Annotated in this window: 22 protein-coding genes; 16 read left to right on the top strand and 6 right to left on the bottom strand. The window is 36.9% G+C overall.

The features are described 5' to 3' along the window. Positions 1 to 234: 234 nt before the first annotated feature. A complete protein-coding gene (gene map, locus MHH59_RS26755) occupies positions 235 to 1,029 on the bottom strand; it encodes a type I methionyl aminopeptidase (RefSeq protein WP_016121123.1) in 795 nt (264 codons plus the stop codon). 157 nt (positions 1,030 to 1,186) lie between these two features. Here map and MHH59_RS26750 point away from each other — a divergent pair, with 157 nt between their 5' ends. From MHH59_RS26750 to MHH59_RS26735, 4 genes are read left to right on the top strand one after another with little or no spacing between them, the layout of a single operon-like run. Further along, entirely contained in the window at positions 1,187 to 2,089 is a 903-nt protein-coding gene (locus MHH59_RS26750; protein WP_002130089.1) for an ABC transporter ATP-binding protein, read from the top strand. Further along, entirely contained in the window at positions 2,086 to 2,820 is a 735-nt protein-coding gene (locus MHH59_RS26745) for an ABC transporter permease (protein WP_002143898.1), read from the top strand. Before MHH59_RS26750 ends, MHH59_RS26745 begins: the two co-directional genes overlap by 4 nt. Continuing rightward, positions 2,821 to 3,951, top strand: coding sequence for a sensor histidine kinase (locus MHH59_RS26740; protein WP_201057092.1), 1,131 nt, complete (start codon positions 2,821 to 2,823; stop codon positions 3,949 to 3,951). It abuts the gene before it with no gap. After that, complete coding sequence (locus MHH59_RS26735) at positions 3,948 to 4,550, top strand: response regulator transcription factor (RefSeq protein WP_201057091.1); 603 nt, start codon at positions 3,948 to 3,950, stop codon at positions 4,548 to 4,550. The genes MHH59_RS26740 and MHH59_RS26735 overlap by 4 nt, the downstream gene beginning before the upstream one ends. A gap of 39 nt (positions 4,551 to 4,589) precedes the next feature. Here MHH59_RS26735 and MHH59_RS26730 read toward each other — a convergent pair whose 3' ends face one another. Continuing rightward, positions 4,590 to 6,350 (bottom strand): M4 family metallopeptidase, encoded by a 1,761-nt coding sequence (locus tag MHH59_RS26730; RefSeq protein WP_012262054.1) that lies wholly within the window; start codon positions 6,348 to 6,350, stop codon positions 4,590 to 4,592. Between the two features lie 171 nt (positions 6,351 to 6,521). Between MHH59_RS26730 and MHH59_RS26725 the strand changes: the two genes are divergently transcribed. After that, entirely contained in the window at positions 6,522 to 7,385 is an 864-nt protein-coding gene (locus MHH59_RS26725) for a helix-turn-helix domain-containing protein (protein ID WP_002130082.1), read from the top strand. Positions 7,386 to 7,532: 147 nt separating this feature from the next. Beyond that, complete coding sequence (gene papR, locus MHH59_RS26720; RefSeq protein WP_000734740.1) at positions 7,533 to 7,679, top strand: quorum-sensing peptide PapR; 147 nt, start codon at positions 7,533 to 7,535, stop codon at positions 7,677 to 7,679. Between the two features lie 17 nt (positions 7,680 to 7,696). On the opposite strand, the gene MHH59_RS26715 is transcribed toward papR, so the two are convergent. From MHH59_RS26715 to cls, 3 genes are all read right to left on the bottom strand, one after another. Further along, entirely contained in the window at positions 7,697 to 10,375 is a 2,679-nt protein-coding gene (locus tag MHH59_RS26715; RefSeq protein WP_340852817.1) for a DUF4084 domain-containing protein, read from the bottom strand. Positions 10,376 to 10,501: 126 nt separating this feature from the next. After that, positions 10,502 to 11,455, bottom strand: a complete 954-nt coding sequence (uvsE, locus tag MHH59_RS26710) for a UV DNA damage repair endonuclease UvsE (protein ID WP_002130079.1) — start codon at positions 11,453 to 11,455, stop codon at positions 10,502 to 10,504. A gap of 33 nt (positions 11,456 to 11,488) precedes the next feature. Next, complete coding sequence (gene cls / locus MHH59_RS26705) at positions 11,489 to 12,682, bottom strand: cardiolipin synthase (RefSeq protein ID WP_002143887.1); 1,194 nt, start codon at positions 12,680 to 12,682, stop codon at positions 11,489 to 11,491. Between the two features lie 391 nt (positions 12,683 to 13,073). Here cls and MHH59_RS26700 point away from each other — a divergent pair, with 391 nt between their 5' ends. The 8 genes from MHH59_RS26700 to pyrG all read left to right on the top strand — a co-directional run bounded on the left by MHH59_RS26700 (position 13,074) and on the right by pyrG (position 23,002). Further along, the gene (locus MHH59_RS26700; RefSeq protein ID WP_340852814.1) at positions 13,074 to 15,185 is read left to right on the top strand and encodes a heterodisulfide reductase-related iron-sulfur binding cluster; all 2,112 of its coding nucleotides are present in this window, start codon (positions 13,074 to 13,076) and stop codon (positions 15,183 to 15,185) included. 9 nt (positions 15,186 to 15,194) lie between these two features. Then, on the top strand, positions 15,195 to 16,478 hold the full coding sequence (locus MHH59_RS26695; RefSeq protein WP_078203580.1) for an acetyl-CoA C-acetyltransferase: 1,284 nt from the start codon (positions 15,195 to 15,197) through the stop codon (positions 16,476 to 16,478). A 49-nt stretch (positions 16,479 to 16,527) separates the two neighbouring features. Then, on the top strand, positions 16,528 to 17,379 hold the full coding sequence (locus MHH59_RS26690; protein WP_002016322.1) for a 3-hydroxybutyryl-CoA dehydrogenase: 852 nt from the start codon (positions 16,528 to 16,530) through the stop codon (positions 17,377 to 17,379). A 72-nt stretch (positions 17,380 to 17,451) separates the two neighbouring features. After that, positions 17,452 to 18,582, top strand: a complete 1,131-nt coding sequence (locus MHH59_RS26685) for an acyl-CoA dehydrogenase (protein WP_340852812.1) — start codon at positions 17,452 to 17,454, stop codon at positions 18,580 to 18,582. Between the two features lie 22 nt (positions 18,583 to 18,604). Continuing rightward, positions 18,605 to 19,744 carry an acyl-CoA dehydrogenase AcdA gene (gene acdA, locus MHH59_RS26680; RefSeq protein ID WP_002016320.1) on the top strand — a complete coding sequence of 380 codons (1,140 nt, stop codon included), beginning with the start codon at positions 18,605 to 18,607 and terminating at the stop codon, positions 19,742 to 19,744. A gap of 64 nt (positions 19,745 to 19,808) precedes the next feature. Beyond that, positions 19,809 to 20,438, top strand: a complete 630-nt coding sequence (locus MHH59_RS26675; RefSeq protein WP_002034889.1) for a TetR/AcrR family transcriptional regulator — start codon at positions 19,809 to 19,811, stop codon at positions 20,436 to 20,438. Positions 20,439 to 20,603: 165 nt separating this feature from the next. After that, on the top strand, positions 20,604 to 21,137 hold the full coding sequence (gene rpoE, locus MHH59_RS26670) for a DNA-directed RNA polymerase subunit delta (RefSeq protein ID WP_016096482.1): 534 nt from the start codon (positions 20,604 to 20,606) through the stop codon (positions 21,135 to 21,137). Between the two features lie 257 nt (positions 21,138 to 21,394). Beyond that, positions 21,395 to 23,002 carry a CTP synthase gene (pyrG, locus tag MHH59_RS26665; protein WP_002016314.1) on the top strand — a complete coding sequence of 536 codons (1,608 nt, stop codon included), beginning with the start codon at positions 21,395 to 21,397 and terminating at the stop codon, positions 23,000 to 23,002. A gap of 32 nt (positions 23,003 to 23,034) precedes the next feature. On the opposite strand, the gene MHH59_RS26660 is transcribed toward pyrG, so the two are convergent. Continuing rightward, positions 23,035 to 23,559, bottom strand: coding sequence for a DUF2529 domain-containing protein (locus MHH59_RS26660; RefSeq protein ID WP_002034892.1), 525 nt, complete (start codon positions 23,557 to 23,559; stop codon positions 23,035 to 23,037). A gap of 202 nt (positions 23,560 to 23,761) precedes the next feature. Here MHH59_RS26660 and spo0F point away from each other — a divergent pair, with 202 nt between their 5' ends. Together spo0F and MHH59_RS26650 are read left to right on the top strand one after the other, a co-directional pair. Beyond that, the gene (gene spo0F / locus MHH59_RS26655; RefSeq protein WP_000398592.1) at positions 23,762 to 24,130 is read left to right on the top strand and encodes a sporulation initiation phosphotransferase Spo0F; all 369 of its coding nucleotides are present in this window, start codon (positions 23,762 to 23,764) and stop codon (positions 24,128 to 24,130) included. A 211-nt stretch (positions 24,131 to 24,341) separates the two neighbouring features. Then, entirely contained in the window at positions 24,342 to 25,199 is an 858-nt protein-coding gene (locus MHH59_RS26650; RefSeq protein WP_002016312.1) for a class II fructose-bisphosphate aldolase, read from the top strand. Positions 25,200 to 25,516 lie beyond the last annotated feature (317 nt).

Genomic DNA, 25,516 nt, shown 5'->3' with positions numbered 1-25,516 from the left:
GATAACTATGTTTCCGCATTTCATAATTATCATCAGTGATATATGTAAGGCATCCATATGAAAATACGAGGCTGTTCAAGAGTTTTCCGTACTTTTGGACAGCCTCACCCCGTTAAAAAGGTGATACTTTGATGTATCACCTTTTTATTTTTATAAGCTTTCTGTTTATGGGGATGTTACATAATCAAAAACAGCCGCTTTAGTAGAAGGAATCTACAAAACGGCTATTTTTGATTATAGTTGAGTTAAAATAATTGGCTCGCCACGAGTGACGACAACTGTATGTTCACATTGTGCAACAAGGCTTTTATCTGGTGTAACGAATGTCCAACCATCATCACCGCGCTCAATGATATGATCAGCTTTCATAGAGATGAATGGTTCTACAGCGATAACAAGACCGTCTTTTAGAAGCGCATTATCCATTGGATCATAGTAGCTTAAGATGTGGTTTGGAGCTTCGTGTAAGCTAAGACCAATACCGTGACCAGTTAAGTTTTGAATAACGTTATATCCACTTTTATGTGCAAAGTTAGAAACAGCACGACCAATTTGATTTTGTTTTGAGCCAGCTTTTACTTTTTTCATTGCTTCCCAAAATGAGTCTACTGCTGCTTGGCAAAGTTTTTCTTTTTCTTCATCGTCACCAAGAACAAATGAGATACCTGTATCTGCATAATATCCGTCAAGTGCTGCCGATACGTCTACGTTTACTAAATCGCCTTCTTTTAATACGCGATCGCTTGGAATACCGTGAGCAACTTCTTCGTTTACACTAATGCAAGTTACACCTGGGAATTTATATTCTTTTTCAGGCGCTGAAATAGCACCGTTCTCGTCTAATACTTTTTTACCAATTAAATCAAGCTCTTTCGTTGTCATACCTGGCTTCGCTTGTTTTTTCATTTCTTCGCGTGCAAGTGCAACGATGCGGCCGATTTTTCGTAAACCTTCTAAATCTTGTTCATTACGAATAATCATGAAAACCACTGTCCTTCCTCGAATATATGTCTTATCCGATTGTATCATGTTTGTTTTTGTACTGCTACTCGCATGCGGTATGCAGGCTGATTCCTCTCATAAAGAATACATGACAATTGTCATATGGATGTCATGACGCATCATACTGTTTCCTAACTTTTCCAACGCATACAATGTAAATATAAGAAACGGCGGGGGTGGAGAGATGGAAAAGATTATTGAAGTAAATGGTGTTTCTAAAACATTTAAACATAAAAAAGCAGTAAATAACGTTTCATTTCATGTAAATAAAGGGCAAATAGTAGCATTACTCGGCCCAAATGGTGCGGGGAAAACAACGACAATTTCAATGATGCTCGGATTAAAAGATCCGACAGAAGGGAATGTTTCGATATTTGGAAAGAGCCCGAAGCATAGAGATGTTCGTAATAGCCTCGGTGCGATGTTGCAAGAAGTAAGCGTTATTGACAGCATCACAGTAGAAGAGGCAATTGAGTTATTCCGTAGTTATTATACGAATCCAGTAGCGAAAGAAACATTACTTCAGCTATCGAATTTAGAATCAGAGCGAAAGCAAAGATGTGAAAAGTTATCAGGTGGTCAAAAGAGAAGGTTGAATTTTGCACTCGCACTTGCGGGAAATCCAGATTTATTATTTTTAGATGAACCAACTGTAGGGATGGACATTACGTCTCGAAAAGTGTTTTGGGAAACGATTCGAAAGTTAGCAAGTGAAGGGAAAACGATTATTTTAACGACGCACTATTTAGAAGAAGCAGATGCGCTAGCAGATCGAATTTTATTATTTGCGAACGGAAAGATTATCGCAGATGGCACACCAGATGAGATGAAAGCGACGATTTCTCGAAAAACAATCTCGTTTTATTCGAAAGAGAAAATTCCTAAGAGTTTACTAAAGGAATTACCGCATGTAACAGAAGTACAGTCAAATGAAGGGCGCTTCACTTTAACGACGGAAGATACAGATGCCACTTTACAAGCAATTTATCAGAGGAATCTACCTGTAACAGACGTTTCAGTTGAACGTGGAAGCCTCGATGAAGCATTTGAACAGTTTGTTGCAAATCAGAAGGAGGGAATCGCATGAGAGCATTATGGATGCAATGTAAAATAGAGGTTTTACGTACGTTCCGCAATAAATTATTCATCTTTTTCTCATTATTAATGCCAGTTATGTTTTATTACATCTTTACAAATGTTATTCAAGTCCCGCAAAACGGAGATGCATGGAAAGCACATTATTTAATTTCAATGGCGACTTTCAGTATTGTAGGGACTGCCCTTTTTAGTTTCGGTGTGAGACTTTCTCAGGAAAAAGGGCAAGGATGGACACATTTGTTAAAAATTACACCGCTTCCAGAGGGAGCATATTTAGCAGCTAAAATTATTGCTCAAACAGTAGTGAATGCTTTTTCAATCTTAGTTATTTTTATGGCAGGAATATTAATTAATAATGTTGAGTTAACGATAGGCCAATGGATTGGTGCCGGATTATGGTTATTATTAGGCGTGACACCATTTTTAGCACTCGGAACAGTAATAGGTTCGATCAAAAAGGCGGATGCAGCTGCTGGCCTGGCTAATATTTTAAATATGAGCTTAGCTGTAGTTGGCGGATTATGGATGCCAATTGAAGTATTCCCAAAAGTATTAAGAACCATTGGAGAATGGACACCAACATATCATTTTGGTAGCGGGGCATGGGATATTGTAGCTGGAAAATCAATTGGATGGGAAAATATCGCGGTACTAGGAGGTTATTTCCTTATATTTGTTGTAGTATCAATATATATAAGAAAGAGACAGGAAGCGGTATAAATGATAGAGAAGAAGAGGTTTGAGTTTTTTCCGAAACATATGGGTTTCTTCCCATATATGTGGTTAGTGTATTTATTATTTCCAATTTATAATTTAACACAAGTATCGGGATGGAAGCTTGTAATAGGGATCGGTATGTTGATAGTTTTCATTATCACATACCGTCAACTTTATTTTGTTCAGAGGACGTTCGTGTTGTGGGCGTGTATTCAAATGATACTAACCTGTTTATTTGCCGTATTTTATAATCCTTTCATGATATTCTTTGGTTTTTTTACGGCAAGTGCGATGGGATTTGCGCCAAGTAAGAAGGCATTTCGTGTGTTGTTATGTTTATTAGTTGTAATGCTTGGGGCTTTTATATTTATAAATGTTAATCAACTAACAATCCCGAGTTTAGTGAATATCGTTCCGATGTTTATTTTAATGCTTCTTACGCCATTTGGAATGCGTAATTTTAATCAAAAAAAGATGTTGAAAAATCAACTAAACGAAGCAAACGAACAAATTAAAGACTTAGTAAAACGTGAGGAACGGCAGCGAATTGCAAGAGATCTTCATGACACATTAGGACACACACTATCTCTTATTACTTTAAAAAGTCAGCTTGTGGAGAAACTGATTGTGAAGAATCCAGAACGCGCAAGTATAGAGGCGAAGGAGATTACACAAACATCTCGTACAGCTTTAAAACAACTGCGCGAGTTAATTTCGGATATGCGTATGATTACAGTGGAAGAAGAACTTGAGCAAATAAAAGCGATTTTGCAAGCAGCCAATATTGAATTGGAAGTAAAGCAAGAGGCTAATTCTAGTTCGCTATCGCCAATTGAGCAAAATATTTTAGGTATGTGTTTACGTGAAGCTGTTACGAATGTCGTGAAGCATAGTAAGGCAAAGGCATGTACAGTTTCTATATTAGAATCACAGGGTGAGTTAATTTTGAAAGTAGAAGATAATGGCGTAGGTTTGGAAAATCAAAGTCATGATGGAAACGGTATTCGAGGTATGAAGGAGCGGATTTCCCTTATTGATGGAATAGTTGAACTGGATACGATCAATCCAGGGACACTGTTAACGGTGAAAGTTCCAATTGTAATTAGAACAGGAAAAGATGAGGTGAGGGCATGATTCGAATTATTATTGCAGAAGATCAACGAATGCTTCGTGGTGCATTAGGAGCCCTACTTGATTTAGAAGACGATATTGAAGTAATTGGGCAAGCTGCGAATGGTGAAGAAGCGTTAAAATTAATTGAATCGTTAAAGCCAGATATAAGTATTATGGATATTGAAATGCCGATCCAAAGTGGTTTAGATGTTGCTGAAATTTTAAAGAAAGAAAAATCATCTTGTAAAGTAATGATTTTAACAACATTTGCGCGTCCTGGTTATTTTGAAAGGGCAATGAAAGCTGGTGTTCACGGGTATTTATTAAAGGATAGCCCGAGTGAAGATTTAGCTTCAGCAATTCGAAATGTTATGAAAGGGAAGCGAGAGATTTCTCAGGAGTTAATGTTTGGCTTATGGCAGGAGAAAAATCCGTTATCAGAACGTGAAAAAGAAGTGCTTTTACTTGCGAAAGAAGGAAAGACTACAAATGAAATTGCTAAGATGCTTTATCTTTCGCCTGGTACAGTACGTAATTATATTTCTGAAGTATTAGCGAAACTGGAAGCAAAAAATAGAATTGAGGCAATTACAATTGCGGAAGAAAAGGGATGGATGTGAAAAAGAAGTTTACCTATAATCGGTAAACTTCTTTTTTGCTTATTTTCCTTGTTGTACTTCTACTACTTTACTAATTTTTGCTAGAGCCTTATATCCATGTGCTTGGAAAGCCTTTTCGAATTCTGTTGCTGTCATATTACCATATAAGTCTTTTGCAGCTTGTACAATGTGAGATTGAAGTGATTCAAAATCTTCTGCTGAAGTTGCGTAGTTTTGCAATGCACGCATAACAACTTTACTTACTTTTTCATTTCCTTGTCTTTGAACAGATATACCGTTATACGTTTTACCTTCAGCTAATTGATATAATACATGGCTGATAATTCCAGAATTCACGTGAGATTCTTGATCATTTCCATCATTATAGAAATCTTTTAAGTTTGTGTATAGTTTGTTGCCGCCGTCACCAATTTCCCCTGGGATGTCACGAATTGTTAGACCACCTAACGTATCACCCATAATCCAATTTCCTTTATCTTTCTTTACGTAATATTCTATTTGTGTACCCCAAAAATCTGCTAGACCTTCATTTAGCGCAGATGTTTCAGCACTTGGATATCGCACAATTTTATTTTTTGTCGTACCACTAAATACAGCATGTCCAAATTCATGAGCTGTTACGTCAAGAGCAGAGGTTAATTTTCCATTTAGCCCGTCACCAAAGACCATTTGATTCCAACCTGGATGCCAAAATGCATTTACATAGTTTTCTTTTACACCATCACTAACTTCAGTAGAATCAAATCCGTGGACGCTAGCAACAACTTTTGAGTCTTTATTATCGTAACTTTTCAGATTATGTTCTTTCTTAAAATAGTCGTAAATATCACTCATATTTTTCATAACACCAGCTGCTTCTTTATCTAAGAAGTTAGAGTTATCGCTTGAAATAAGTGTCCCTGGATAACCAGCTTGGCTATCGCCACCAAGGGAATCAGCGTAGTTTGCGTTGTAAATATAAATACCATTTCCGCGGGATAGATCAGCTAAATAAAATTTTCCATCAGAGCCTTTCGCAATATTAAATAATACATTTTCTTGTAGCGCATTTTTCCCAGTTCCTTGTTCTTTCGCTGGTGATAGTTTAGGTGCTGTTACTTGATTAATAGTTTTATTCTCTTTATTTTTAATAAACTTTTCTTGGAAAAGTACTTCACCAGTTTGTAAGTCCATGATTGCATTTCCGTTTATAACTTGTTCATTGTTTTCATAAGTAAATGTAAGGACCGTTGCGTATGTATAGTAGCCATCTTTTTTCTTATAAACTACCGTTTCGCTAGAAAATTCTGTTTCTGTCGCATCACTTGGAATTTGAAGTATATTGCGTAATTTAGATTTTACTTCATTTTTCGACAAAAAATTTGTTATAGTAAGATTAAGTTGTTGGTCTAAATTTTGGGCAACTTTACCACTAACAGTTGTAATTACTCCATTTTTATCTACTTTTACAATGAGATCTTGACCATATACTTTATAATTTTTGTATGTTTGTGCAAGGCGTAATTCGGTTTGATTTTCTTTTGTTTCTTTATTTGTAGGTTGAAAATCGACATTCTTTTCAGTAGTAACTTGCTCTTGTTGAGCTTTAGCCCCATTTACCTCACCTTTTAAATACTTTTTAGCAATATTCTCTTTTGTATCGTTTTGAGGTTGTGTTAATTTTCCGATTGTTAAACCAGGCTGAGCAATTTCAACTTTCACTTCATTTTTATCTAATTCTTGAGCGTGAATAGCTTCTGTTGATAAAGGACAAAGAAGACCGAATGTAACGAAAGCACTAGCAAGTTTTCTATAATTCATCTATAACACTCCTAATCTTGTATTGTGTATGTGAGATGAATTGTATGAGGAATTTGCCGAATTTTATATATATTATGCATTATTTCATATCAAAAATTGTCGAATTCACATTATTGTAGTGGTATGACAACTTAAAAAAATTAGATTGTTATAATGGGATGGTGAGTAAGTATGCACGCAGAAAAATTAGGAAGTGAAATAAAGAAAATTAGGGTAATGAGAGGATTAACACAGAAACAACTCTCCGATAATGTATGTCATCAATCGGAAGTGAGCCGAATTGAATCGGGCGCGGTATACCCAAGTATGGATATACTGCAAGGTATAGCAGCAAAATTACAAGTTCCCATTATTCATTTTTATGAGGTACTCATTTATTCCGATATTGAGAGGAAAAAGCTATTTAAAGATAGAATTCAAATGTTGAGTAAGAAGAAACAATATGCTGAAATTTATAGCATTGTTTCAAATGAATTAAAAAAAGAAAAGTTTCATCCAGAATTTAATCAGTTTCTTCTTTGGTACTATTACTTATCTGCATATGTTTTACAGAAAATTAATTTTGAATATTGCATTTTAGAGTTGAAAAAAATTGTACATCAATCATACGGAGGGATAGATGTATTTCAAAATTTATATATTGAAAATTCTATTGCAAGTATTTGTGCAGAAAATAATCAATTAGATAGGGCAATAACTTCATTTCGAGCTATTTTAGAACGGTTAGAATCGCTACATAATAATGAGGCATTCACAGTTAAGGTTCGATACAATTATGCAAAAGCTTTATATTTGAGTGATCAGTTTGAAGAGGCATTGTATCAAGTAAATGAAGCGATTGAAGCTTCTCGGTATATGGGAAGTATGGAATTAATCGGTCAATTGTATTATCAAAAGGGCGAGTGTCTTGAGAAATTAGAGTATTCATCAGATGATATTAAAGAAGTGTATAAAAAAGCGTCTTTCTTCTTTGATTTATTAGATTTACATTCTTACAAAGAGACGTTATTAAAAAAAAAGAAGTATTTAAATTAAAATGATTTGGAATATGTATAGTGGTATATTTCGTAAGTTACATCCACAAAAAGTAATTAAATATCCAAAAAATGGGTATGCATAATTGCATAAGTTGTGGATAAATTTTCATGATATATTAAAAGAAAACGATGTGGGTGATGGAATATGAAAAAACTACTTATTGGTAGTCTATTAACGTTAGCAATGGCATGGGGTATTTCATTAACAGATACAGCTTTAGAGAAAAGCCAAGTAATTTCTCATAATGATCAAGAGGTACAATTAGCTTCAGATTTACCATTTGAACATTAAAAAAACAACCGTCTTACTTAGACGGTTGTTTTTTTGTGGAGTAACCTCCAAACGTCTTTACTAGAAACAGGTTTGCTAAAGAGGAATCCTTGAATGTGGTCACAGTTTTGCTCGTGTAAAAACTTCCATTGTTCTTCTGTTTCTACACCTTCCGCAATAACCTCTAAATTTAATTCTTTTGATAGCGTAATAATGGAAGCGATAATGGCTTCTTCTAAAGGGCTATTTGTAATTCCACAAATAAATTCTCGAGCAATTTTTAATGTATTGATTGGATATTTCGTTAAATAAGCTAAAGAACTATAACCAGTTCCAAAATCATCAATTGAAATTTGAATACCGAGATTTTGAAGTTCTTCTAGTTTAGCAATTACAGAATGATTTTGATTAATCGCGATACTTTCCGTAATCTCAATATCTAGTGCTTCCGGTTTTAGTTCGGTTTCTTCCAAGACTTTTGAAATAGTTGGGATTAAATCTGAACGGTTAAATTGAACAACAGATAAATTCACACCAACCTTTAAGTGAGAAAACCCTTGGTTATGCCACTTCTTTGCTTCTAAGCAGGCTGTACGTAAAATCCAATTACCAAGTTCAATAATAAATCCTGTCTCCTCTGCTAGAGGGATGAATTGGGCAGGTGATACAATTCCGAGTTTTGGGTGTTTCCAACGAATTAACGCCTCGAAACCGATAATTTGTTTTGTTTTTGTGTTTACTTGTGGCTGGTATTCAAGGAAAAATTCATTTTGTTGTAGTGCTTTTGAAAGCTCACCTTCTAGGAAGTGTATTTCATTTTGCGCAATACTCATTTCTTTTGAGAAGAAAACGAATCTGTTTTTTCCATTTGCTTTTGCTCGATACATAGCCATATCTGCATTTTTCATTAATTCGGTTACATCGGTTCCATAGTCAGGGTACATTGCAATTCCGATACTCGGTGTAACAGAAAGTTCTTCATCTTTAATAAAGTAAGGCTTATTTAAGATAGTTAAAATTTGTTCAGCTATAAAAGAAGCACTTTTTTCAGAGTACATATCTGGTAATAGAATCGTAAATTCATCTCCGCCTTGGCGGGCAACGATATCTTTTGAACGTAAACATCCACGTAATCTTTTTGCTACTTCAATTAATAATAAATCCCCGACATCATGGCCGAGTCGATCGTTAATTTTTTTAAATCGATCTAGGTCGAGGAACATAACCGCAACGTCATTAGTGTTGTTTTGAGCTAGATTTAAAATCGTTTTTAAATCTTTTTCGAATTTCCGTCGATTCGGTAGTCCTGTAAGTGCATCATGGAAAGCCATATGCTCTACTTGCTTTTGTTTTTCATATAAAGTTGTAATATCACGTGCGATACCAAACATCCCAACAACTTCTTTATTTATAAAAGTCGGGATGAATGTAATGTGAAGGTGATAATAATAGCCTTCTTTTTCTTTTGTACGAATTTCTAGAGTTTGTGGTCTACCTTCTTTTGTAATTTGTAAAGATTTCTTCAATAATTCATGATCTTGTGGATCAATGAAGTGTTGAAGAGAATAGCTTGTTACTTCACAATAATAGGCTGTAAATAAACTTTCACAAGCCTTATTAGATTGTTGAAAAATCCCGTTCATATTTAAAGAAAAAACAGCATCAGGATGATCCTCGAATAAAGATTTATAACGTTGTTCACTTTTTGATAGTGCAGATGCGCCTTCTTCAACTTTACCTTCTAGTTGTGTAGTCAACTGTTCGTACGTATCGATTAATACTTGATTATCTTTCCACATGTAAAGTTGTCGTAAGAATAATAAGATAAGTGATAATACGAGACCGATTAACATGAACTTATCATCCCAAGGTTGAATGACAATAAAGGAAAAAGTAATGATTATACTAAAATAAGGTAATATAAAGCGTACATAATCGAATCGATAATATTTAGTCTTAGTTTCATGTTGCATTGGTTTATCTAAAATGTATAGTATGGACGATAAACCGATTAATAAAATTGAAGCAGTATGTATTAAATAAGAGACTTCAGAAGAAGTTTCCATTCCTGATCTTAACTGGAACAGGTGTATATATCCGTAAACAAGTATGATAGTGAAGCCGACAATTAATGAGATTCTACTAGAAGAATACTGTTCTCTTCTATATAAGCTAATAACGGCGTAAATTACTAATGATTGTGCAATGAAATATCCAATTAAAACCCATGTATCTGTTGTTAACATACGAAAGCTTGAAATGTCTAAAATAAAGGTTAAGGTAAAGTAAATATTCATAATAACAATAAAGATGCTATCGAATGAAAATTGAGCAAGGCCTCTAATAGAGTAATGTTTTATAAACTTTATAGCAAAGCCAGAAAAGAGCAAAATATATTGTATGATGAAGAAAGGCAATGCCTTATATGAGAATATGACTTGATCATATATAGAAAGTGAATGAAGAAATAAAGTTATCTCCATAGCTAATCCACATATACAAGTGCATAGTACTAGAACCCAAAATAGTTTGTCACCGTGCTTCATCTTCTTAATTGCTTTATATAAGCAATAGCAAGAAAAGAGTGCAGCAAAACAAAATAAGAAGAGAATTCCAATTTCTTTTATATTCAAGTCCTTAGGGATAAGGAATATCCAAAGAGAAAATATAATAATATACATAATGACAAATTGTACATATTTTTTTTGATTGATCATATAATGGCTCCGTTTCAATAAAGTTGAATCACAGGGGGAAAATGCTAATTTAAATAATAGCATATAAAACAGGAGCTTTTTTACTATAAGAAATACTTTTTGAAAAAAATAGCGCAACGTTACAATTTACCATTGTATTGTTGCGCCTTTTATTCTTTTCACTCCCCTTATAGAAGAGATTTCATCTATTAACTGAAGAAGTGCTAAATCCTTTTGTTTACTTTCAATCATAATATCGAAATCATGGTCAATTTTTTTTGTAATGTGTAAAAAGGGTTTAATAAACTCTAAATCAATATAATTTGCGTGAGCCCTAAATTCTTTTACGGATTTAGGAGAAGAAATATGAACTTTAGGAAGGACATTTGTATGTGACCAAGTTTTAAATATCATAGGAAGTAATTCTTCTAGCGGTTCATTACAAAGGTTCGCTATGTGGTGATGATAATCGAACACGAAAGGGATTTGCTCTTTTTGACAAATAGCCAAAGTTTCAGAAGTTGTATATGTTTTATCGTCATTTTCAAGAGTCATTTGTCTTTTTACATGGTATGGAAGTTTTTGTATATTTTCATGAAAACGTTCGATTGCCTTTTCCTTATTTCCATACGCGCCACCTACATGGATATTAATGTAGGAAGAATCTGCAATTCCCATAGCATTTAACACGTTATAATGATAGGTCATATCTGTAATTGCATTAGTTGTAATATGTGGTTTGTCGCTTGTAAATAGTGTGAATTGGTTTGGGTGAAAACTTACGCGTAAATTGTGTTCTTGAATTAATGCTCCTATTTTACGCCATAGTGGAGCAAATATTTGAATGTAATCAAATTCAACTTCAGGATGTGTTGCAAGCGGGACGATAGAAGATGATAAACGATATAATGGAATTTCGTGTGCAATATTGTAATGAAGGATGCGTATTGTGTGTTCTAGATTTTGCAGTGTAACATTATATAATTTATCTTCACGCTCTTGTTTTTTTAGCTTTTTCCAGCTTGTAAATGTCATTGTTTTGGCAGGCGAACAGTCCCATAATGCCGTAGCATGTGAGACATATCCAAATCGAATTATCATATGTGATGCACCTCCTTGGCCCTTGAAATTTCTCTATAAAAAGAACGCGAGTATCGTTCCTATCCATTCCTTTCCTCTATCGATAATGGAGAGGGGATTGACATCTTCAAAGGAAAGTAATAAGGAGCGTTCCAAATCTTCCTCGAATTTACGTTTTACTTCTTGTATGAAATGTTTATCGTATAAAAGGCAATTGATTTCATGGTTAATATATATACTTCTCATATCGAAATTAGCAGTTCCGATATCACAAGTATGATCGTCTACTATAATAATTTTTGCGTGGAAAAATCCTTGCTGAAAAGCGTAAATATCACAACCAGCTTGTATTAACTTTCGGCAATATGGGAATTTTGCTTCTCGAACGAGGGCGTGATCAGCTTTTTGTGGAACGAGAATAGTTATTTGAACCCCACGTTTTCGCGCTTTTAATAATGCATTCATAATTTTTTTTCCAGGAATAAAATATGGTGTACCGATAAAGAGTTCTTTTTTCGCGCTTTCGATTAAATGTAAAAATGTATTTTGTAAATAGGCACCATCAGTAGGGATGAAACGATGTAGAATGGTCCCTGGTTGTTGCATAGGAAAATAAAGAGATGAATCTAATAAATTTTGGTCTGTATCGTCGAGCCAATCATGTAAAAATTGTTTTTGTAAATCTTGTATCCCTTCTCCTGTAAGACGTAAATGATAATCTCGCCATAACCCTAACCTTTGATTATGCCCTAAATATTCTTCGCCAATGTTAAATCCACCAATATAACCAATTTTCCCGTCAATAACTGTAATTTTTCTATGGTTTCTTTGATTTGCAGAAAAGAAAGGAAAAGGAAATTTCACTTTATGACAAAATGAAAAAGAGACACCATGCTTTTGTAGCGAGTAAATCGCTTCTTTTGATAAATAATGACTTCCAAACCGGTCGAGTAAAAGTCTTACTTCAATTCCTTCTTGTGCTTTATCGATAAGTAACTTTAAAAACGTACGACTTATATCATCGTTTTTTACAATAAAAAATAAAACGTGCACATGGTGTTTAGCTTGTTTTATATCAGTAAAGAGAGCATCGTATAGATCATTTCCGTATGTATAAAGGCGAAAATCACTTTGACGTAAAGGGAAAGAACGAGAACGTACACGCTTTAAATGAACAATTCTCCCATATGAAAGGTCGATTGTAATCCAGAGAGCGCTGCCTAATAACAAGAGAGATAAGAAAAACATAAGTAAATTCCCTCCTTCACGGTCTTTTCACCATCAATTTTTTACAAATCAAAATTTCACTGTATCCCGCTATTTGCGGGCAGTAAGACTCCCACCTCGAAATTGGGTTAAAGCAAAGAAGTTGGTTTGGATTCGGACCGCCCGTAAAATCCCGATTGGTGAGGACTAATAATCAGTAGGGAATAAACAGCTCCCTACTGATTAAAGTTTCACTTTATAGTTTCACCGAAATAAACAGCTTTATTAAAAAATGTGTTGTTGTATAACAAAAAACTGTTGACTGAATGCTCACTCATTATATAATGGGAATAGGGGATATAATTCAGAAAATTATATATTTTCGAAGATTCTAAAAAAGAAAGAGAGCTTACAAAGAGAGGGGTAGCATAAAATGAATAGCTTACTAATCATTAATTGGCTGGCTGCCATTGCTGTTATTGCTTATGCGGGGTATTTGTTTGTATATCTTATACGAACAAGGATGGCCTACATACAATTAGGAAAAAAGATTGAATTTGACCGTCGTTTTAAAGAGCGTTGGGATCTTCTTAAGGTCAATGTTTTCGGTCAGAAAAAGCTGCTGAAAGATAAAAAGAGCGGCATCATTCACGTTATGTTCTTTTACGGATTTATTCTTGTCCAATTTGGAGCAATTGACTTCGTTTGGAAAGGACTTGCACTAGGATCGCATCTTCCACTTGGACCACTATACCCTGCATTTACATTCTTCCAGGAAATTGTCACACTCGTTATTTTAATTGCAGTCTTTTGGGCTTTTCATAGACGCTATATTGAAAAGCTTGTTCGTTTGAAACGTAATTTTAAATCAGGCCTTGTTCTTATCTTTATTGGTGGCTTAATGATTTCTGTGCTACTTGGTAATGGGATGGGAATTATATGGCACGGCGAGGAGCTTTCATGGAGTGAACCTATCGCTTCTGCAATCGCTTACGTTTTCTCGGGATTAAATGAAACCGTAGCCATTTCAGTGTTCTATTTCTCTTGGTGGGTGCATTTACTAATTTTGTTAACGTTTTTAGTTTATGTTCCACAATCAAAACATGCGCATTTAATTGCTGGACCAGTTAACGTGTTTTTTGGTCGTCTTTCAAATCCGGGAAAACTTGAAAAAATTGATTTTGAAGATGAAACACAAGAAACATTCGGTGTTGGTAAAATTGAAGACTTTAGACAAAATCAACTTATCGACTTATATTCCTGCGTCGAATGTGGTCGTTGTACAAATATGTGTCCGGCAACAGGAACAGGGAAAATGTTATCACCGATGGATTTAATTTTAAAACTTCGTGATCATTTAACTGATAAAGGAGCAGCGGTAACATCAAAAGCACCGTGGGTTCCAGTTGTTGCTTTTAATAATACACAAGGAAATCAGTTAGCGATGATGGCAGCTGGAAAAGGACAACAAGAATCAGCGGCTACAGCGCTAGCGTACGACCCAAGTTTAATCGGAGACGTTATTACAGAAGAAGAGATTTGGGCATGTACAACGTGTCGTAACTGTGAGGACCAGTGCCCAGTTATGAATGAGCATGTTGACAAAATTATTGATTTACGCCGCTATCTCGTTTTAACAGAAGGAAAAATGGACGCGGAAGCGCAGCGTGCAATGACAAACATTGAGCGTCAAGGTAATCCGTGGGGACTGAACCGTAAAGAGCGTGAAACATGGCGCCAAGGTGACGATGAAGTAACAGTTCCAACTGTAAAGGAGAAATCAAAAGCTGGCGAAGAGTTTGAATACTTATTCTGGGTCGGATCCATGGGTTCGTATGACAATCGCAGTCAGAAGATTGCGATATCATTTGCGAAGCTAATGAATGAAGCAGGCATTTCATTCGCAATTCTTGGTAATAAGGAAAAGAACTCTGGTGATACACCGCGCCGCCTTGGAAATGAATTTGTATTCCAGGAAATGGCGACTAAAAATATTGAAGAATTTGAAAAAGCAGGAGTGAAGAAAATCGTTACGATTGACCCTCATGCTTATAACACTTTTAAAAATGAGTACCCGGACTTTGGCTTACAAGCAGAAGTCTATCATCATACAGAATTACTAGCCCAGTGGGTGAAGGAAGGTCGTTTAAAACCTGTCCATTCTATTGAAGAGACAGTTACGTACCATGATTCCTGTTACTTAGGAAGATACAACGAAGTATACGAAGCGCCGCGCGATATTCTAAAAGCAATTCCAGGTGTAAACCTTGTAGAAATGGCGCGTAACCGTGAAACGGGAATGTGCTGTGGTGCGGGTGGCGGCCTAATGTGGATGGAAGAAACGACAGGTTCTCGTATTAACGTTGCTCGTACAGAACAAGCGCTAGCTGTACAGCCGTCAATTATCGGTACAGGATGCCCGTATTGCTTAACGATGATTAGTGACGGCACGAAAGCAAAAGAAGTTGAAGAAACAGTTCAAACTTTGGACGTAACAGAGATTTTAGAACGCTCAGTTATCGGACAGAAGAAAGAAGCAATGTAGTTTGTAGGAATGCATTCAAATTTAGAAAGAGGTGCAATAATTGCACCTCTTCTAGGCGCAAGGATACCGAGCGAGCGCTCGGTGCTAAAAAAAGAAATGGGGGAAAGAAACATGAGTAAAACAGTTATTTTAAGTGCTGCAAGAACACCGGTTGGAAAATTTGGAGGAACTTTAAAAGACGTGAAAGCAACAGAGCTTGGAGGAATCGCAATTAAGGCAGCGCTTGAAAGAGCGAATGTTTCCGCTAGTGATGTTGAAGAAGTTATATTTGGAACGGTTATCCAAGGAGGGCAAGGACAAATTCCATCACGCCAAGCAGCAAGAGCGGCCGGCATTCCTTGGGAAGTGCAGACAGAAACAATAAATAAAGTTTGTGCATCAGGGCTTCGCGCAGTTACGTTAGCAGATCAAATTATTCGTACTGGTGATCAATCACTGATTGTAGCTGGTGGAATGGAATCGATGAGTAACAGCCCTTACATTTTACGAGGGGCAAGATGGGGATACAGAATGGGTAACAACGAAGTTATTGATTTAAACGTTGCAGACGGTTTAACATGCGCATTTTCAGGTATACACATGGGTGTTTATGGCGGAGAAGTTGCGAAGGAAGATGGAATCTCTCGCGAAGCACAAGATGAATGGGCATATCGTAGCCATCAACGTGCGGTTTCGGCACATAAAGAAGGGCGTTTTGAAGAGGAGATTGTACCAGTAACAATTCAGCAAAGAAAAGGCGATCCTATCGTCGTGGCTAAGGATGAGGCACCACGCGCGGATACAACGATTGAAAAATTAGCGAAATTAAAGCCTGTATTTGATAAGACGTCAGCGGTGACAGCAGGTAATGCTCCGGGACTAAATGATGGCGGTGCTGCACTTGTATTAATGAGCGAGGACAGAGCGAAGCAAGAAGGAAGAAAACCATTAGCGACAATTTTGGCGCATACGGCGATTGCGGTAGAATCGAAGGATTTCCCAAGAACGCCAGGTTATGCAATTAATGAATTGCTGAAAAAGACAGGTAAGACAATTGAAGACATAGATCTATTTGAAATCAATGAGGCATTTGCGGCTGTAGCAATTGCAAGTACAGAAATCGCAGGGATCGATCCGGAAAAATTGAATGTAAATGGCGGTGCTGTAGCAATGGGGCATCCAATTGGAGCGAGCGGAGCACGTATTATCGTTACACTTATCCATGCACTGAAGCAGCGCGGCGGCGGAATTGGAATTGCTTCTATTTGTAGCGGTGGCGGTCAAGGTGATGCAGTGATGATTGAAGTTCACTAATTAAGATTAGAAGATATATAGTTTATTAACAATTAAGGGGGAAGAAAAAATGAGTGTACAAAAGATTGTTGTAATTGGTGCAGGGCAAATGGGTTCAGGTATCGCACAAGTGTGTGCAATGGCAGGCTATGATGTGAAAGTGCAAGATTTAAAGCAAGAGCAATTAGATAGAGGGCTAGCTGTTATTTCAAAAAATTTAGCCCGCCAAGTAGAAAAAGGCCGTATGAAGGAAGAAGAGAAAGATGCGACTTTAAATCGTCTTACATGGACTCTCGATTTAAATAGTGTCAAAGAAGCTGATCTTATTATTGAAGCAGCTGTTGAAAAAATGGATATTAAAAAGAAAATTTTTGCGAATTTAGATGAAATCGCTCCAGAACACGCAATTTTAGCGACGAATACGTCATCGTTACCAATTACGGAAATTGCAGCGGTAACGAAACGTCCTGAGAAAGTAATCGGCATGCACTTTATGAATCCAGTTCCAGTTATGAAACTCGTTGAAATTATTCGTGGTTTAGCTACAGATGATGCAGTGTACGAAACGATTGAGGATATTACGAAAAAAATCGGGAAAGTGCCAGTTGAAGTAAATGATTTCCCAGGGTTTGTATCGAACCGTATTTTATTACCGATGATTAACGAAGCGATTTATACGTTATACGAAGGAGTAGCGACGAAAGAAGCGATTGATGAAGTAATGAAACTCGGTATGAATCATCCGATGGGACCTCTTACGTTAGCTGACTTTATCGGTTTAGATACATGTTTATACATTATGGAAGTGTTGCATGAAGGATTAGGAGATAGTAAATATCGCCCATGTCCATTATTACGTAAGTATGTGAATGCAGGATGGTTAGGACGTAAAACGGGTCGTGGTTTCTACGTTTACGAATAAAGGCCTCCCTTTATTGAAGTAGTGGTCTTACCAGATTGTTAAAAAGATATATAGCAAACGGAGGCGAAGTACATGAATTTTCACTTTACTGAAGAGCAACAAATGATGAGGAAAATGGTTCGAGATTTTGCACAGAAGGAAATAGCTCCCTTTGTTCCTAGTATGGAACAAGGGGTGTTCCCGAAAGAGATTTTGCAAAAGATGGGTGAGCTTGGACTAATGGGTATTCCAGCGCCTGCAAAATATGGCGGGGCAGAAATGGATTTTATTTCTTACATTCTAGCAATTGAGGAAATTTCAAAGGTAAGTGCAACGGTTGGTGTAATTTTAGCTGTACATACGTCAGTTGGAATGAATCCGATTTTATACTTCGGAACAGAAGAACAGAAGCAGAAATATGTTTCTAAATTGGCGACGGGTGAATATTTAGGCGCATTTGCTCTAACAGAACCGAATGCAGGATCAGATGCAGGTAGTTTGAAATCAAGAGCTGTAAAGAAAGACAATCACTACATCATTAATGGATCGAAAGTCTTTATTACAAATGGTGGTGAAGCAAGTACATATATCGTCTTCGCGTCTACAAATCCAGATGCGGGGAAAAGCGGGATTTCAGCATTTATAGTAGAGAAAGATACACCAGGCTTAATCATTGGAAAAGATGAGCATAAGATGGGTCTTCTTGGTTCTCGTACAGTGCAACTTACGTTTGAAGATATGAAAGTACCGGCCGAGAATTTACTTGGTGAAGAAGGACAAGGATTTAAGGTGGCAATGGCGAATTTAGATGTTGGGCGAATTGGGATCGGAGCACAGGCATTAGGAATCGCGGAAGCGGCGCTTGCATGTGCGATTGATTATGCGAAAGAGCGCGAGCAATTCGGCAAGCCAATTGCGGCGCAGCAAGGAATCGGATTCAAACTTGCAGATATGGCGACTAGCGTAGAAGCAGCGCGATTACTTGTATACAGAGCGGCATCGCTAAGAGCACAAGGGTTACCATGCGGTAAAGAAGCTTCTATTGCGAAATTATTTGCTTCTAAGACGGCCGTTGAAGTTGCGATTGAAGCGGTGCAAGTATTTGGCGGTTACGGTTATACGAAAGATTATCCAGTAGAAAGATTTTTCCGTGATGCGAAGATCACGCAAATATATGAAGGAACGAGCGAAATACAAAAGCTTGTAATTAGTCGAGCTTTATAAAAAGGCAGAGGGGGAGACGGGAATGCATTTTAAGTTATCAGAAGAACATGAAATGATAAGAAAAATGGTTCGGGATTTTGCAAGGAATGAAGTAGCACCGACAGCAGCAGAGCGTGATGAGGAAGAGCGATTTGATCGTGCTTTATTCGATCAAATGGCAGAGCTTGGTTTAACCGGTATTCCGTGGCCTGAAGAATACGGCGGAATTGGAAGCGATTACTTGGCGTATGTAATTGCCGTTGAAGAATTATCCCGCGTTTGTGCTTCTACAGGTGTAACGTTGTCTGCACATACTTCACTTGCTGGATGGCCAATTTTTAAATTTGGAACGGAAGAGCAAAAACAAAAGTTTTTGCGCCCAATGGCTGAAGGGAAGAAAATTGGTGCATATGGCTTAACAGAACCAAGCTCTGGATCAGATGCTGGTGGAATGAGGACGACTGCAAAACGAGATGGAGACCATTACATTTTAAATGGTTCGAAAATTTTTATTACAAATGGCGGTATTGCTGATATTTATGTTGTTTTTGCATTAACAGATCCTGATTCGAAGCAGCGCGGCACGAGTGCATTTATTGTGGAGAGTGATACGCTAGGATTTTCGGTTGGGAAGAAGGAAAGCAAGCTAGGAATTCGTTCTTCGCCAACAACTGAAATTATATTTGAAGACTGCCGTATTCCTGTAGAGAATTTACTAGGGGAAGAGGGCCAAGGATTTAAAGTTGCGATGCAGACATTAGATGGTGGCCGTAATGGTATTGCGGCACAAGCAGTCGGTATTGCACAATCCGCTTTAGATGCTTCTGTAGAATATGCAAGAGAACGTCATCAGTTTGGGAAGCCAATTGCGGCGCAACAAGGAATTGGCTTTAAACTTGCGGATATGGCAACGGATGTAGAGGCAGCGCGTCTTTTAACATATCAAGCGGCTTGGCTTGAATCTGAAGGGCTTCCGTATGGGAAAGAGTCAGCGATGTCAAAAGTATTTGCAGGTGATACAGCGATGAAGGTAACGACTGAAGCGGTACAAGTATTTGGTGGTTATGGTTATACGAAAGATTATCCAGTAGAGCGTTATATGCGCGATGCAAAGATTACACAAATATATGAGGGAACACAAGAGATTCAAAGGCTTGTAATTTCTCGTATGTTAACGAAGTAGGAACAAAAGCGTAGGTATTTTCCTACGCTTTTTACTTCCAAAAATAATAGAGAGAGGTGAAGGGATGGTTAAACATAATGTACATGCGTCAGTGAAAGATGAAAAATTAGTTGCGTTAAGACGTGAACAAATGATTAAAGGTGCGGTGCAGCTGTTTAAGCAAAAAGGATTCCCACGTACAACAACGAGAGAAATTGCGAAAGCGGCTGGATTTAGTATCGGAACACTTTATGAGTATATTCGCACAAAAGATGATGTATTATATTTAGTTTGTGATAGTATTTATGAACATGTAAAAGAGCGGTTAGAGGAAGTAGTGTGTACAGAGAAGGGAAGTATAGAAAGCTTAAAGATAGCGATAATGAATTATTTTAAAGTGATGGATGAATTGCAAGAAGAAGTATTAATTATGTATCAAGAGGTACGTTTTTTACCGAAAGAATCACTCCCATATGTATTAGAAAAAGAGTTTCAAATGGTCGGGATGTTTGAGGATATTTTAGAGCAGTGTACGGAAAATGGGACATTTACACTAAATAAAAAGGAAATACAGCTTCTTGCACATAATATTTTCATACAAGGACAAATGTGGGGATTTAGACGTTGGGCCCTGCAAAAACTGTATACTCTCGAAGAATATACAGAAATGCAAATTAGGTATGTACTGCAAGGAGCACATATGTCTCCGAAATAAAGAATGGACAAATTATAATTTTATTGCCCGTAAATAGCGGGATAAAAGTTTCCCGTTTTTTTTGTAGCATATTTGTGCGACTTTTGTTTATAATGAATAGTATGGATTTTTTTAAGCAGACCGTTATATATAAGCTTATATTTGAAGAAAGGAAGTGCCGCATAAGTGGGTTTTAAGCAATATTCACCAGAAGAGCTAAAAGAATGTTCAATGATTGAAGTTGTACATAGTGTTTTAGGGAATAAAAGACAAGCAACGACATTCAACGAGTTGGTTCAAGAAATCGCTCAAGTGCTGGGACTATCTCAAGGGCAAGTTAATACGAAACTCGCACAATTTTATACAGATTTAAACATCGATGGACGTTTCATTAATTTAGGAGAAAATCGTTGGGGGCTACGTAGCTGGTACCCATATGAGCAAATTGATGAAGAAATTCTGCCTCAGCCAAAACCGAAGAAGAAACGCAAAGTTGAAGAAGACGGTTTTGACGACTACATTGAAGAAGATGATGTAGAAGAAGAAGAAGAAGCAGAAGAAGTAGAAGAAGATGTAGTAGATTTGGACAAAGTTCTTGAAGACGAAGACGCAGACGATGAAGATGATGATCTTGATGATTTAGAAGAAGATAATGAAGACTTCGCAGAAGAAGAACTTGAGTATGATGAAACTGAAGAAGAAGAAGAGGAAGAGCGGTAGTTCTTGACTTTTCATTATCGTCCATGTAGAATCATTTTTGGGCTCTTTAAAAAAAGACGATAATACTTTTAAAGTGTAAATATAAAAGAAAATTGCTCCCTACTTATTACTTTATGTGATGAGGGGAGCAATTTTCTTTTTTGTTTTTTGTTTAGAAAATAAAAAGAGCCTAACAATAAGATAGATACAGTGTTATCTACATACGTTGCGCTTTGCAACGGTGATTATATAACAACGAAGTAGAAGGGAGTATTTTCATGACTAAGTATATTTTTGTAACAGGCGGTGTAGTATCGTCTTTAGGTAAAGGTATTACAGCAGCATCTCTTGGAAGACTTTTAAAGAATCGTGGTTTAAACGTAACTATTCAAAAGTTTGATCCATACATTAACGTAGACCCAGGGACTATGAGCCCCTACCAACACGGTGAGGTATTCGTAACAGATGATGGTGCAGAAACGGACTTAGACCTAGGTCACTATGAGCGTTTTATCGACATCAACTTAAACAAATACAGCAACGTAACAACAGGTAAAATTTACTCTTCAGTTCTTCAAAAAGAGCGTCGTGGTGAATATTTAGGAGGAACAGTTCAAGTTATTCCTCACATTACTAACGAAATTAAAGAACGTGTATATCGTTCTGGTCGCGAAACAAATGCCGACGTTGTTATTACAGAAATCGGTGGAACTGTTGGTGATATCGAGTCTTTACCATTCTTAGAAGCAATTCGTCAAATTAAGAGCGACATCGGTCGTGACAATGTAATGTACATTCACTGTACGTTAATCCCGTACTTAAAAGCAGCGGGTGAAATGAAAACAAAACCAACGCAACATAGCGTTAAAGAGCTTCGCAGCTTAGGTATTCAACCAAATATTATCGTTGTTCGTACAGAACTACCTGTTTCTCAGGACATGAAAGACAAGCTTGCATTATTCTGTGACATCGATACAAAAGCAGTTATCGAAGCACGCGATGCAGATACTTTATATGCGGTTCCATTATCTCTTCAAGAACAAAACATGGACCAAATCGTTTGTGATCACTTGAAGTTAGACAATCCAGCTGCAGATATGACAGATTGGACTGCGCTAGTTAATAAAGTACGTAACCTTTCTAAGAAAACAAAAATCGCTCTTGTTGGTAAATACGTAGAGCTTCAAGATGCATACATTTCTGTTGTAGAAGCGCTTCGTCATGCAGGTTATTCATTCGACACAGATGTAGAAGTGAAATGGGTAAATGCTGAGCACGTAACAGCAGAGAACGTAAAAGAATTAGTTGGCGACACAGATGGTATCCTTGTACCAGGTGGCTTCGGCGATCGTGGTGTAGAAGGTAAAATCGTTGCAATTCAATATGCTCGTGAAAACAAAGTTCCATTCTTAGGAATTTGCCTAGGTATGCAACTTGCATCAATCGAATTTGCACGTAACGTATTAGGATTAGAAGGAGCTAACTCTTCTGAAATTAATCCTGACACACCTTATGCAATTATCGATTTATTACCAGAACAAAAAGATGTAGAAGATTTAGGTGGTACACTTCGTCTTGGTCTATACCCATGTAAGCTTGCTGAAGAAACAAATGCTTACAATGCTTACAATGAGCCGGTTGTATATGAGCGTCATCGTCATCGTTATGAGTTCAACAATCAATTCCGTCCAGATATGGAAAAAGCAGGATTTGTATTCTCTGGTACAAGCCCAGACGGTCGTCTAGTGGAAATTATTGAATTACAAGATCACCCTTGGTTCGTGGCAGCACAGTTCCATCCAGAACTTGTATCTCGTCCAAACCGTCCACAACCATTGTTCCATGACTTCGTAAGTGCTTCTATTACGAATAAAGAGAGCAAGTAATAAAAAAAAGCGCCTGAAATAGGGCGCTTTTTTTAATATTCGTTTAACATTTCATCAATTGTAAATTTCAATCCGTGATAAGCAAATAAAGCTATAATTAAACTTGGGAACCCATAGCGGTTACCTTCATCATCTGGAATAAGACCTTTTAACAGCTTTGTATCAATATGTACATCTGTATATTGTTCCAGTGATTCAACACCTTCTTGAATAGCCGAGATTCCAACGATAGATTGGCCTTCTTCATGAAGTTTTTTCGCGGTTTTTATAATTTCTTCATCTGTCGAAAAACGACTAATAAGAAGTACGCGGTCCGCAGAAGTCACTGCCGCCGGTTCACCGTTTTCTATTAAACGTTTTGCTTGTTTCATTGGTTCGGCGCCAAATAATGCTTCTGAAACAATACCTTCCATTTCGTTTGTACCATGCAAGTAAATGAAGCCATCGCCAACTAACGCCTGGGCAAGTAGACGAGCGCTATCTTCTATATTCATTTCCTCTTTTTGAGAAATTTTGGAGAAATATCCACTTAATTGAGTCGAGAAAATTTTTAACATGTTGTTGCTCCTTTCTTTCGTGTTAGCTGGTTCTCATTATAGCTTATTTTTTTTGGAAAGGGGAAATAGTAGGGTGGCATAACAAAATAGGAAACGGTAAAATAAGAAAGAATAGGAAGGGATTTGGCAAAGAGTAGCGAAAATAAACCGATAAGATATAAGAAGCTTTAAATCTTGTACTTACACAGAAAGGTTGGGAGTTATGGAAGGGAAAATTTTAATCGTTGATGATCAATATGGCATTCGTGTTTTATTGCATGAAGTGTTCCAAAAAGAAGGTTATCAGACGTTCCAAGCAGCGAATGGATTTCAAGCTTTAGATATCGTGAAAAAAGATAATCCGGATTTAGTAGTGTTAGATATGAAAATCCCAGGTATGGATGGTATAGAGATTTTAAAACATGTAAAAGAAATTGATGAGAGTATTAAAGTGATTTTAATGACTGCTTATGGAGAATTGGATATGATTCAAGAAGCGAAAGATTTAGGAGCTTTAATGCACTTTGCTAAACCGTTTGATATTGATGAGATTCGTCAAGCAGTGAGAGATCAGCTTGCTGTAGAGGCGTAAAAAATGAATTTTTTATAAAAAATATGGAAAAAAGCGTTTACATGGACTATTGAGCAGGTGAATACAGTTGAGTTTTTGAGTACAAGTTGTTATCCTATTGAGTGTAGAAAGAAGTCCGGTATGTAAATATACATATTTTACCTTATTCTGGTCATACTACCAGCGATAAGAATTTATCGGATACAAAAAACGTTTTTTAGGAGGATTCACCATGCCTTTAGTTTCTATGAAAGAAATGCTAAACACAGCACTAGAAGGAAAATACGCAGTTGGTCAATTCAACATGAACAACTTAGAGTGGACTCAAGCTATCTTAGCTGCTGCGGAAGAAGAAAAATCTCCTGTAATCTTAGGTGTATCTGAGGGTGCAGCTCGTCATATGACTGGTTTCAAAACAGTTGTAGCTATGGTTAAAGCTTTAATCGAAGAAATGAACATTTCTGTTCCTGTAGCGATTCACCTTGACCATGGTTCAAGCTTCGAAAAATGTAAAGAAGCAATTGATGCAGGTTTCACATCTGTAATGATCGACGCTTCTCACCACCCATTCGATGAAAACGTTGAAACTACTAAAAAAGTGGTAGAATACGCACACGCTCGTAACGTATCTGTTGAAGCTGAGCTTGGAACAGTTGGCGGACAAGAAGACGACATCATCGCTGAAGGCGTAATTTACGCTGATCCAGCAGAGTGTAAGCACCTTGTTGAAGCAACAGGTATCGATTGCCTAGCTCCAGCTCTAGGTTCTGTACACGGTCCTTACAAAGGTGAGCCTAACTTAGGATTCGCTGAAATGGAACAAGTTCGTGACTTCACTGGCGTACCTTTAGTATTACACGGTGGTACTGGTATCCCAACTGCTGATATCGTAAAAGCTATTTCTCTAGGTACTTCAAAAATTAACGTAAACACTGAGAACCAAATTGAGTTTACAAAAGCTGTTCGTGAAGCATTAAACAAAGACCAAGAAGTTTACGATCCTCGTAAATATATTGGACCTGGCCGCGACGCTATCAAAGCAACTGTTGCTGGTAAAATGCGTGAGTTCGGTTCTAACGGTAAAGCGTAAGAATAAAATTCCGTTTTGGAAACCGTCTAGTCTTTTAGACGGTTTCCTTTCGTTGTATAATGAAAGCGCGAACAAGTCTAAAGATTTTATAAAGTGAATTTTTGGTTTGCAAATATAGAAAATAATGTGCATAGTCCTATTAATAAATGTGGTAAGTATCTGAATTGAGTAATTTGATTCGATGAATAGTTAATCTTCATCTATTTGTACAGCAGGGGAGCTACAGGTGATGGTTTTCTACTTATTGAGTTTCAGGATGGAAAGAGTGATTGAGATTCTTAAGGGGGAATCTTCTACTTCTTATAAAGAAGTAGAAG

Origin of the sequence: Bacillus sp. FSL E2-0195, assembly GCF_038003645.1 — a bacterium.
Classification (GTDB): Bacteria; Bacillota; Bacilli; order Bacillales; family Bacillaceae_G; genus Bacillus_A; species Bacillus_A mycoides.
The sequence above is the reverse complement of the archived record's forward strand: the minus strand, read 5'-3'. Positions and strand labels throughout refer to the sequence as shown.

Excerpts from the sequence above, each read along its gene's own strand:
- map (WP_016121123.1), bottom strand. The coding sequence starts at position 1,029 with ATGATACAATCGGATAAGACATATATTCGAGGAAGGACAGTGGTTTTC.
- MHH59_RS26750 (WP_002130089.1), top strand. The coding sequence starts at position 1,187 with ATGGAAAAGATTATTGAAGTAAATGGTGTTTCTAAAACATTTAAACAT.
- MHH59_RS26745 (WP_002143898.1), top strand. The coding sequence starts at position 2,086 with ATGAGAGCATTATGGATGCAATGTAAAATAGAGGTTTTACGTACGTTC.
- MHH59_RS26740 (WP_201057092.1), top strand. The coding sequence starts at position 2,821 with ATGATAGAGAAGAAGAGGTTTGAGTTTTTTCCGAAACATATGGGTTTC.
- MHH59_RS26735 (WP_201057091.1), top strand. The coding sequence starts at position 3,948 with ATGATTCGAATTATTATTGCAGAAGATCAACGAATGCTTCGTGGTGCA.
- MHH59_RS26730 (WP_012262054.1), bottom strand. The coding sequence starts at position 6,350 with ATGAATTATAGAAAACTTGCTAGTGCTTTCGTTACATTCGGTCTTCTT.
- MHH59_RS26725 (WP_002130082.1), top strand. The coding sequence starts at position 6,522 with ATGCACGCAGAAAAATTAGGAAGTGAAATAAAGAAAATTAGGGTAATG.
- papR (WP_000734740.1), top strand. The coding sequence starts at position 7,533 with ATGAAAAAACTACTTATTGGTAGTCTATTAACGTTAGCAATGGCATGG.
- MHH59_RS26715 (WP_340852817.1), bottom strand. The coding sequence starts at position 10,375 with ATGATCAATCAAAAAAAATATGTACAATTTGTCATTATGTATATTATT.
- uvsE (WP_002130079.1), bottom strand. The coding sequence starts at position 11,455 with ATGATAATTCGATTTGGATATGTCTCACATGCTACGGCATTATGGGAC.
- cls (WP_002143887.1), bottom strand. The coding sequence starts at position 12,682 with ATGTTTTTCTTATCTCTCTTGTTATTAGGCAGCGCTCTCTGGATTACA.
- MHH59_RS26700 (WP_340852814.1), top strand. The coding sequence starts at position 13,074 with ATGAATAGCTTACTAATCATTAATTGGCTGGCTGCCATTGCTGTTATT.
- MHH59_RS26695 (WP_078203580.1), top strand. The coding sequence starts at position 15,195 with ATGCATTCAAATTTAGAAAGAGGTGCAATAATTGCACCTCTTCTAGGC.
- MHH59_RS26690 (WP_002016322.1), top strand. The coding sequence starts at position 16,528 with ATGAGTGTACAAAAGATTGTTGTAATTGGTGCAGGGCAAATGGGTTCA.
- MHH59_RS26685 (WP_340852812.1), top strand. The coding sequence starts at position 17,452 with ATGAATTTTCACTTTACTGAAGAGCAACAAATGATGAGGAAAATGGTT.
- acdA (WP_002016320.1), top strand. The coding sequence starts at position 18,605 with ATGCATTTTAAGTTATCAGAAGAACATGAAATGATAAGAAAAATGGTT.
- MHH59_RS26675 (WP_002034889.1), top strand. The coding sequence starts at position 19,809 with ATGGTTAAACATAATGTACATGCGTCAGTGAAAGATGAAAAATTAGTT.
- pyrG (WP_002016314.1), top strand. The coding sequence starts at position 21,395 with ATGACTAAGTATATTTTTGTAACAGGCGGTGTAGTATCGTCTTTAGGT.
- MHH59_RS26660 (WP_002034892.1), bottom strand. The coding sequence starts at position 23,559 with ATGTTAAAAATTTTCTCGACTCAATTAAGTGGATATTTCTCCAAAATT.
- spo0F (WP_000398592.1), top strand. The coding sequence starts at position 23,762 with ATGGAAGGGAAAATTTTAATCGTTGATGATCAATATGGCATTCGTGTT.
- MHH59_RS26650 (WP_002016312.1), top strand. The coding sequence starts at position 24,342 with ATGCCTTTAGTTTCTATGAAAGAAATGCTAAACACAGCACTAGAAGGA.